10 protein-coding genes and 1 pseudogene are annotated in these 8,406 nt (G+C 73.6%); 4 read left to right on the forward strand and 7 right to left on the reverse strand.

Translation table 11 applies throughout. From position 1 onward, the window contains the following. From BU198_RS06150 to BU198_RS06160, 3 genes are all read right to left on the reverse strand, one after another. Nucleotides 1-465 (reverse strand): nitronate monooxygenase (locus BU198_RS06150; protein WP_188295825.1); only part of this gene is annotated, 465 nt, incomplete at its 3' end. Between the two features lie 70 nt (nt 466-535). Further along, complete coding sequence (locus BU198_RS06155) at nt 536-1,162, reverse strand: response regulator transcription factor (protein WP_188295826.1); 627 nt, start codon at nt 1,160-1,162, stop codon at nt 536-538. Then, nucleotides 1,159-2,364, reverse strand: coding sequence for a sensor histidine kinase (locus BU198_RS06160; protein ID WP_188295827.1), 1,206 nt, complete (start codon nt 2,362-2,364; stop codon nt 1,159-1,161). Before BU198_RS06160 ends, BU198_RS06155 begins: the two co-directional genes overlap by 4 nt. A gap of 163 nt (nt 2,365-2,527) precedes the next feature. Between BU198_RS06160 and BU198_RS06165 the strand changes: the two genes are divergently transcribed. Both BU198_RS06165 and BU198_RS06170 read left to right on the forward strand, forming a co-directional pair. Then, on the forward strand, nt 2,528-3,604 hold the full coding sequence (locus BU198_RS06165; protein ID WP_188295828.1) for an ABC transporter permease: 1,077 nt from the start codon (nt 2,528-2,530) through the stop codon (nt 3,602-3,604). Beyond that, nucleotides 3,601-4,284, forward strand: a complete 684-nt coding sequence (locus BU198_RS06170) for an ABC transporter ATP-binding protein (RefSeq protein ID WP_188295829.1) — start codon at nt 3,601-3,603, stop codon at nt 4,282-4,284. The genes BU198_RS06165 and BU198_RS06170 overlap by 4 nt, the downstream gene beginning before the upstream one ends. Before the next feature lies 1 nt (nt 4,285). On the opposite strand, the gene BU198_RS06175 is transcribed toward BU198_RS06170, so the two are convergent. The 3 genes from BU198_RS06175 to BU198_RS06185 all read right to left on the reverse strand — a co-directional run bounded on the left by BU198_RS06175 (nt 4,286) and on the right by BU198_RS06185 (nt 6,756). Beyond that, nucleotides 4,286-4,882: a Uma2 family endonuclease gene (locus BU198_RS06175; RefSeq protein WP_188295830.1), complete on the reverse strand. Its 597-nt coding sequence runs from the start codon at nt 4,880-4,882 to the stop codon at nt 4,286-4,288. Nucleotides 4,883-4,976: 94 nt separating this feature from the next. Beyond that, entirely contained in the window at nt 4,977-5,693 is a 717-nt protein-coding gene (locus tag BU198_RS06180) for a GntR family transcriptional regulator (protein WP_188295831.1), read from the reverse strand. A 181-nt stretch (nt 5,694-5,874) separates the two neighbouring features. Continuing rightward, on the reverse strand, nt 5,875-6,756 hold the full coding sequence (locus tag BU198_RS06185) for an NAD(P)-dependent oxidoreductase (protein WP_188295832.1): 882 nt from the start codon (nt 6,754-6,756) through the stop codon (nt 5,875-5,877). Between the two features lie 204 nt (nt 6,757-6,960). On the opposite strand from BU198_RS06185, the gene BU198_RS06190 reads away from it, so the two are divergent. After that, a complete protein-coding gene (locus BU198_RS06190) occupies nt 6,961-7,518 on the forward strand; it encodes a TetR/AcrR family transcriptional regulator (protein WP_317619991.1) in 558 nt (185 codons plus the stop codon). Between the two features lie 150 nt (nt 7,519-7,668). Continuing rightward, entirely contained in the window at nt 7,669-7,998 is a 330-nt protein-coding gene (locus BU198_RS06195) for a hypothetical protein (RefSeq protein WP_188295834.1), read from the forward strand. Nucleotides 7,999-8,013: 15 nt separating this feature from the next. Here BU198_RS06195 and BU198_RS06200 read toward each other — a convergent pair. Then, nucleotides 8,014-8,406: pseudogene (locus BU198_RS06200) on the reverse strand (ornithine cyclodeaminase family protein); the annotation flags it as partial.

Genomic DNA, 8,406 nt, shown 5'->3' on the forward strand with positions numbered 1-8,406 from the left:
CGCCGCCGGCGTGGTCACGGTGCCGACCTGTGTCGTGCCGGCCGCCCGGAGTGCCGCCGCCTCCTCGGCCGTCGGCAGCCCGAAGGTGTACGAGACCACCGGCACCGGGTCCGCGAGCAGCGCGGCGAGCTTGGCCTCCCAGTCGTCCCGGTCGGGCCCGGCCTCCTCCGGCAGCGCCACGTCCCACCGCTCGGCCTCGGGCCGCAGCCGCTCCCGGTAGGCCGCGACGGCCGCCCGGTCCCCGGGCGGACCCGGCACGAAGAGGTTCACCCCGAACGGCCGGCCGGTCGACTTCCGCACCGCGGCGATCTGTTCGGACATCCCGGCGGCGGTCTTCATCCCGGCGGCCAGGAACCCCAGGCCGCCCGCCCGGTTCACCGCCGCCACCAGCTCGGGCGTCGAGGGCCCGCCCGCCATCGGGGCGGCGATCACCGGTACGGCCAGCTCGTCGAGTCGGACGGTCATCGGGCGCTCCTCACACTGCGGGGACGGAACACGGCCACGGGCGCGCGCCCGGAACACCCCCACCCTACGCTCAGCGGATCAGCCCCCGCCGCCGCGCCTCGCGCACCGCCGACGTACGCGAGTCCACCCCCAACTTCGTGTAGATGTGCACCAGATGGGACTTCACCGTGGCCTGGCTCAGGTGCAGCCGCTGACTGATCTGCTGGTTGGCCAGCCCGTCCGCGACCAGCCCCAGCACCTCGGTCTCCCGCGCGCTGAGCGCCGCCGCGGGCGTCCGCATCCGCTCCAGCAGCCGGTCCGCCACGCTGGACGCCAGCGCGCTGCGCCCGGCCGCGGCGGCCCGGACGGCCTGCGCCAGTTCCTCCGGCGGCGCGTCCTTCAGCAGGTAGCCGGTGGCGCCCGCCTCCAGGGCCGGCAGGGTGTCCGCGTCGGTGTCGTACGTGGTGACGACCAGCACCCGCGGCGCGCCCGCCCTGGCGGTGATCGCCGCGGTGGCCTGCGCCCCGTTCATCGCCGACCCCGGACCGAACTGGAGGTCCATCAGCACCACGTCCACACCAGGATCCGCGGCCAGCTCGACGGCCCGCTCGGCGGTGGCCGCCTCCGCCACGATGGCGAAGTCCGGCTCGCACTCCAGCACCGCCCGCAGCCCGGCCCGCACCACCGGGTGGTCGTCCGCGATCAGCAGCCGGATCACTGGCCGGCCTCCGGAGCGACCGGCAGCTGCACCGCCACCGTGGTCCCCTCCCCGGGCGCCGACTCCACCGTGAAGCCGCCGCCGAGCGCCCTGGCCCTGGCCCGCATCGAGGGCAGCCCGAACCCGCCGTCCCCGCCGGTGCGGCCGGCGACCGCCGCCGGGTCGAACCCGGCCCCGTCGTCGTACACGTCCAACGCCACCTCGCCCTCCATGTAGCTGAGTGTCACCTCGGCCCGCGAGGCCCCCGCGTGCCGGACGGTGTTGCCGAGCGCCGACTGCGCGATCCGCAGCAGCGCGACCTCCTGCGCGGCCGGCAGCCGGAACGGATCGCCGGAGAGGTGCAGGTGGACGGGCAGCGCGCCGTGCGCCGTCGTGGTCGCGCACAGCCGCTCCAGCGCGACCGGCAGCGGATCGCCGTCCAGCGCGGGCGGGGTGAGCGCCCGGACGAACCGGCGGGCCTCGTCCAGGTTGTCCTGGGCGGCCTGCCGCGCCTGCTCGACGTACCCGCCGGCGGCCTCGGTGCGCTCCGGCAGGGCCCGCTGGGCGGCGCGCAGCAGCAGCTGGATGGAGCTGAGGCCCTGCGCGAGGGTGTCGTGGATCTCCCGGGCGAGCCGCTCGCGCTCGGCCAGCACCCCGGCCGCGTGGTGGGCGGCGGCGGCGTCGGCGCGGGCGGCGGTCAGCTCGTCGATCAGCCGCCGGCGCTCCTCGCTCTCCCGGTACAGCGCCTGGTAGCCGAGCACGGTGGCGGTGGCGACGGCCGCGCCGAGCGCGGGCCCGATCGACGCGGCGAAGCCGAAGCTGTGCTGGTGCCAGGACCAGGCGGCGATCGACGCGGCGGCGGTCAGCCCGACGGCCACCAGCCCGGCGCGCCGCCCCAGCAGGTGCAGCTCCAGGAAGTACAGCGGGAACGCCAGCCAGACGCCGTCCTGGGTGGCGACCAGCACGCCCGCCCAGGTGACGCCGAGCAGTGCCAGCCAGAGCGCGGCCGCCCGGCGCGAGCGGCGCACGGAGGCCAGCTGCGGTCCGACCGCGTAGACGGCGGCCATCGCGGTGGCCGCGGCGGCGACGGCGGCCGGATCGCCGCCCCGGTCGACGAGGACGGCACGGGCGACGGCGAGCGCGAGCAGGCCCGCCACGAGCAGGTGCAGGCAGACCTGGAGGACGCGGGCGACGGGGGTGGTTCTGAATCGTTCGGTCGCCATCCGTCCAGCCTAAGTTCCGTGCCCGCACCCGGCATCAATCAAAAGGTTGAACTCGGCCTCTGCCCTTTGATGCCCAGGATGCAATCCCCGGCGCGATGCCCGCGGGCCCGCCGATCCGGGACGGTGGAAGAGTCGAAAGCACCTGTGCAGAGGAAGGCTCACCGTGTTCGTCGCCTGGAGGGACCTGAGGTTCGCCAAGGGGCGGTTCGCCCTGATGGGGACCGTCATCGTACTGATCACCGTCCTGGTCGGCCTGTTGTCCGGGCTCACCGCCGGGCTCGGCCGGCAGAACATCTCCGCGATCACCGGCCTGCCCGCCGACCACCTGGTGTTCGGCAAGCCGGCCGACGGGCAGAAGCTCTCCTTCACCGACTCCCAGGTCACCCCCGAGCAGTGGCAGGCCTGGGCCCACGAGCCCGGCGTCACCTCCGCCCAGCCGCTCGGCATCACCACCACCAAGGCCGCCGCGGGCAAGCGCACCGCCGCGCTCTCCGCCTTCGGCGTCCCCGAGGGCTCGGACCTGGCCCCGCGCGGCACCCGGGTCGCCCCCGGCCAGGCGGTGCTGTCCAGGACCGCCGCCGAGAACCTGGGCGGCCTCGCCCCCGGCGCCGACTTCACCCTGGCCGGGCACCCGCTGCGGGTCGCCGCCGTCGAGGGCGACGCCGCGTACAGCCACACCCCGGTGATCTGGACCAGCCTCGGCGACTGGCAGCAGGCCGCCCCCGGCGGCGCCGGCCACGCCACCGTCATCGCGCTCGACACCGCGAAGGGCGCCGACCTGGCCGCCGCCGACGCCCGCCACGGCACCGAGACCCGCACCCGCGACGACGCCCTCACCGCGATCGGCTCCTACACCTCGGAGAACGGCTCCCTCCAGCTGATGCGCGGCTTCCTGTTCGCCATCTCGGCCCTGGTGATCGGCGCGTTCTTCACCGTCTGGACGATCCAGCGCAGCGGCGACATCGCCGTCCTCAAGGCCCTCGGCGCCTCCACCCGCTACCTGCTGCGCGACGCCCTCGGCCAGGCCGTCCTGCTGCTGGTGCTCGGCACCCTGCTGGGCACCGCGGTCGCGGCCGGCTTCGGCGCGCTGATCGGCTCCGCCGTCCCGTTCGTGCTGGACGCCCCGACCGTCCTGCTGCCCGCCGTCGTCATGATCGCCCTCGGCGCGATCGGCGCGGCCCTGTCCATCCGCCGGATCACCTCCGTCGACCCGCTGACCGCCCTGGGGAGTGCCCGATGAGTTTGGCCCTCGACCGCATCACCCTGACCTACCCGGACGGCGACGGCCGGCTCACCGCCCTCGACGACGTCTCGCTGACCGTCCCCAAGGGCTCGCTGACCGCCGTCGTCGGCCCCTCCGGCTCCGGCAAGTCCAGCCTGCTGGCGGTCGCCGCCACCCTGATCACCCCGGACTCCGGCCGGGTGGTCGTCGACGGCACCGACACCACGGGCCTCAGCCGGGCCGAACTCACCGCGCTGCGCCGCACCAGGATCGGCGTCGTCTTCCAGCAGGCCAACCTGCTGCCCTCGCTCACCGCCGTGGAGCAACTCCAGGTGATGGCCCACCTGGACGGCCGCTCCCCGCGCAGCGCCCTCCCCCGCGCCCTGGAGCTCCTGGACGCCGTCGGCCTGCGCGACCAGGCCGCCCGCCGTCCGCACCAGCTCTCCGGCGGCCAGCGCCAGCGGGTCAACATCGCCCGCGCCCTGATGAACGACCCCACCGTGCTGCTGGTCGACGAACCCACCAGCGCCCTGGACCACGAACGCGGCGCCGCCGTCCTCGACCTGATCACCGACCTGACCCACCGCCGGGCCACCGCCACCGTCCTGGTCACCCACGACCGCACCCACCTGACGGCCGTCGACCAGGTCGCCGAGGTCCACGACGGCCGGCTGACGGTGCCCGCGGCGGCGGTCTGAACTACTTCTTCGCCGTCAGCACGTCGTCCACCGAGAGCGTCACCGACGCGCCGATCGACTCCGGCAGCGTGAAGGACTGCCCGGGGTGGTGGACGGCGTGCACCCGGTACTCGCCGTCCTTGGGGTCGGTCAGCACCATCACGCGCTGGTTCGTCCGGTCCACGATCACATAGACGGGCACCCCTGCCTCCGCGTACAGCGTCGGCTTGACCTTCAGGTCGACCAGGTGGTTCGACGATGTCACTTCCAGCACGAGACGGAAGATCGCCGGGTCGTAGCAACCGTATTCAAGAATCCGGTCATCACTGTCGGCGTCGACGACCACCAGGTCCGGTACGGCGAAGTCATAGGGGCCGTTCGGCAACCAGATGCCAATGCCCTGAAAGACTTCGGATTCTCCGCCGTCCAGACCAGCCGCTTCGAACAGGCGGTCAAACCTCTTGATCGATCGACCATGCTTGAAGTTCGGCGGCGGCGTCACGGTGATCTGGCTCCCGACGATCTCGACCCGGTAGCCGGGGAACTGCTGCGAGATCAGTTCGGCGGCTTCGAGCAACGTCGGCTGCCCCATGGGTTCTTCCACTGCTGCGGCGGACATGGATTTCCTCCTGGCTGCCGATGTCGAGGACCATCATCGTAGGACCCGGACACCCTCCGACGCCCGATCCTCAACCATCACCCGAACGAGCGGTTCAGCCCTGCCGGGCCCCGAGCCGCAGGGCCGAGGGCTCCGGCTCGGCCGGCTTCTCCTCGCCGGCCCACAGCGACCGGACGTGGCTGAGGTGGCGGGTCATGCAGGCCTCGGCCCCGGCCGCGTCGCCGGCGATCATCAGGTCCAGCAGCTCCAGGTGCTCCTCCGCCGAGGAGACCAGCTCGCCGCGCTCGTCCAGCCGGTTGAGGCCGTACAGCCGCGAGCGCTTGCGCAGGTCGCCGACCACCTCGACCAGCCGCGTGTTGCCGGCCAGGCCCAGGACGTCCAGGTGGAACTGGCGGTCGGCCTCCAGGTAGCCGATCAGGTCGTGCTTGCGGGCCGCCGCGACGATCGCCTCGGCCTGCGGGCGCAGCCGCTCCAGCTGCTCCTTGGTGGCCGTGCGCGCGACCTGGCCGACGGTCGGGACCTCGATCAGGGCGCGGATCTCGGTGTAGTCGTCCAGGTCGCGGTCGGTCAGCTCGGTGACCCGGAAGCCCTTGTTGCGGACGGCCTCGACCAGGCCCTCGCGGGCGAGGTCGAGCATGGCCTCGCGGACCGGGGTCGCGGAGACGCCGAAGTCGGCGGCGAGAGCGGGTGCGGAGTAGACCATGCCGGGGCGCAGTTCACCGGAGATCAGGGCCGCCCGGAGTGCGTGGGCGACCTGGTCGCGAAGCCGCTCCTGTACGGAGATCAGGGTGCGGGATTTGAGGTCGGACATGGTGTTCCTCCGGGTGGGTGCAGAACACCAGCGTACAATGTCACGTTACGTTGCGTGCGCGTCCGTCAGCGATTCGAACACCCGCCACCCGGGCCCCTCATGGCGTCGAACGCCATGGTGACAGCGGCCGTCGGCCGTGACAACGGCCGACGGCACACGATCTTCCGCTTGGCACGGACGGCTACGCCCGGCGGAGGCGTCCCACCAGCGCGCTCAGGCTGGCCGCGCCGTCACCGCCCTCCACGCCCCGCCGGACCAGCTCCGCCAGGACGGCCGGCAGCGCGCCGTCCACCCCGGAGTCCTCCGCGGTGTGCCGGACGTGCTCGATGCTCGCCAGCGCCATCGTCATCCGGTCGACGTCCCCGCGGTGGTCGCCGGCGGTGATCCGCGGCGCGTAGAACTCGATCAGCCCCGGCATCAGCGAGGCGACGGAGACGGCGTGCGGCAGGAACTCCGTGGCCGGGATCCCGTTGGCCTCGGCGACGGCCGTGGCATGCAGGTAGCCGACCATCGAGGACCAGAACAGGTCCATCTGGATCTGGTAGTACAGCTGCGCCAGCCCGGGGTCGTCGCCCCGGTAGTCGGCTCCGGTGAGCACCTCCAGGGCGGCCCGGTGCTGCCGGAACAGCTCGACCGGCCCGCTGTAGAAGGTGGACGACTCGGAGCTGCCGATGCCGGACGGCGGCACCTGCACCCCGCCGGTCAGGTGCCCGGCCCCGCGCTCGGCCAGCCAGCGGGCGGCCTCGCGGGCCCGGTCCGGGGTGTCCGAGCTGAGGTTCGCGACCACCTTCCCGTCCAGCACCGGCTCCACCGCCTTCAGCACCTCGAAGACCGCGTCGTAGTCGGTGAGGCTGAACACCACCAGCTCGTTCGCCGCGATCGCCGCCTCCGCGCCGGCCGCCACCACCGCACCCCGGGCGACCAGCTCCCCGGCCCGCCCGGCCGACCGGTTCCACACCGTGACGGCGTACCCGGCGTCCAGGAACGCCCCGGCCATGGCCTGCCCCATCGGACCGAGCCCGATCACCGTCACGGACCGCTGCGCCTGCTGCTCCACGGACATGTGTCTTCCCCTCGCTCTGGAACGAACGCTCTATTCAGAGCGCCGGGGCCGACGCTAGCACAGGACTGGAACGAACGCTCTACTCAGCACCTCGGCTAGAATCACGGCGTGAAGACGCCCGAGAAGACGCCCGAGAAGACCTCCGCGACGGGCGCCGCGAAGAACGGCGCGACGGGCGCCGCGAAACCCGGCACCCGCGAGCGGATCGTCCGGGCCACCTCCCGGCTGCTGCAACGCCAGGGGTACGAGGGCACCGGGATCAAGCAGATCTCCCGCGAGGCCGAGGCCACCCTCGGCTCCGTCTACCACTTCTTCCCGGGCGGCAAGCAGGAGTTGGCCGCCGAGGCGATCCGGCACGGGGACGAGGAGTTCGCCGTCCTGCTGCGCGCCGGGCTCGGCTCCTCGCCGGACCTGGGCGAGTCACTGGCTTCCTGCACCCGGCTGCTCGCCGAGGAGTTGCGCGCCTCCGACTGGCAGGACGGCTGTCCGATCACCACCACCGCGCTGGAGACGGTCGGCCGGGTGCCGGTGATCGAGGAGGCCGTCGCCGAGGCCTTCGACAACTGGCGGGCCATCGTGGCGCAGCGGCTGCGCACCGCCGGCATCGGCGAGGAGGACGCCGTCGAGCTGGCCGGCACGGTGATCAACGCCCTGGAGGGCGCCGAGCTGTCCGCCCAGGTCGCCCGCAGCGAGCAACCGCTGCTGGTCACCGGCAGGCACCTGGTCCGGCTGCTCGCCGGCTACACCGACGACCGGGGCTGACCGGCCCGGCCCGTTGCCGGAAAACGTCCCGGCCCGGCCCGCCACCGGAACCCGCCACCGGAGAACGTGAGGAGCCGGCGCAGCGGGGGATCCCTTCCCGCTGCACCGGCTCCGGCTCCACAACTCCCGACCAGGGCCAGGAGTAACGACATGTCGATCGACATCGCGCTGTACGACGGCCACCCGAACGGCGGCCGCCGTACCGGCCCCAGGATGCTGCACCTGTCGAGCCCGGGCGAGGCCCTCACCATCGCCCTGGCCCGGCACACCGATCCGGCCCGCCACCGGCTCGGCCGGATCGACCCCTACGGGGACACCCTGTTCGACGAGCAGGACGCGGGCGCGGCCTTCGAGGAGGCCACCGCCCTGCTCGCCCGCTGCACCACCGAGGCGGAGCGGGCGGCCGTCCGCGAACTGCGGAACCTGCTCGCCGAGTGCGCGGCGACTCCGGGGAGCCGGCTCGAGTTCCTGGGCGACTGAGCGGCCGCCGGACGGCTACTGCTGCCGGTACACCTCCGCCGCGACGGCCAGGTCCTCCCAGGCCATCCCGACGCTCTTGAAGAACCGCGGCCGCCCGTCCGGCACCAGCGCGTCACCGCGCACCAGTTCGGCGAGGTTCCACAGCTGCCGCCCGGCCACGCCGGCCATCAGCAGGTCCCCGGCCTCCCGGGCCGCTACCGTACGCGCCTCCACGTACAACTCGGCCCGCCGGACCAGCAGTTCGTCGACCTCGCGGGCGTCCGGCTCGTGCGAGCCGACCGCCGCCACCGCCGCGTGTGCCGGCACCAGCGCGCCGTCGAACAGCGGCGTGCGCGCGGTGGTGCAGCAGACCACCAGGTCCGCGTCGCGGACCGCCTCCGGCCCGCCGGCCTCGGCCGTCAGCCCGAG

It is taken from the genome of Streptomyces sp. CBMA156 (assembly GCF_014596515.1).
Lineage (GTDB): Bacteria > Actinomycetota > Actinomycetes > Streptomycetales > Streptomycetaceae > Kitasatospora.

What these genes read in the sequence shown, in the direction of transcription:
- BU198_RS06195 (WP_188295834.1), top strand. Translation starts at nt 7,669, where the DNA reads ATGTCGATCGACATCGCGCTGTACGACGGCCACCCGAACGGCGGCCGC.
- BU198_RS06180 (WP_188295831.1), bottom strand. Translation starts at nt 5,693, where the DNA reads ATGTCCGACCTCAAATCCCGCACCCTGATCTCCGTACAGGAGCGGCTT.
- BU198_RS06170 (WP_188295829.1), top strand. Translation starts at nt 3,601, where the DNA reads ATGAGTTTGGCCCTCGACCGCATCACCCTGACCTACCCGGACGGCGAC.
- BU198_RS06175 (WP_188295830.1), bottom strand. Translation starts at nt 4,882, where the DNA reads ATGTCCGCCGCAGCAGTGGAAGAACCCATGGGGCAGCCGACGTTGCTC.
- BU198_RS06185 (WP_188295832.1), bottom strand. Translation starts at nt 6,756, where the DNA reads ATGTCCGTGGAGCAGCAGGCGCAGCGGTCCGTGACGGTGATCGGGCTC.
- BU198_RS06160 (WP_188295827.1), bottom strand. Translation starts at nt 2,364, where the DNA reads ATGGCGACCGAACGATTCAGAACCACCCCCGTCGCCCGCGTCCTCCAG.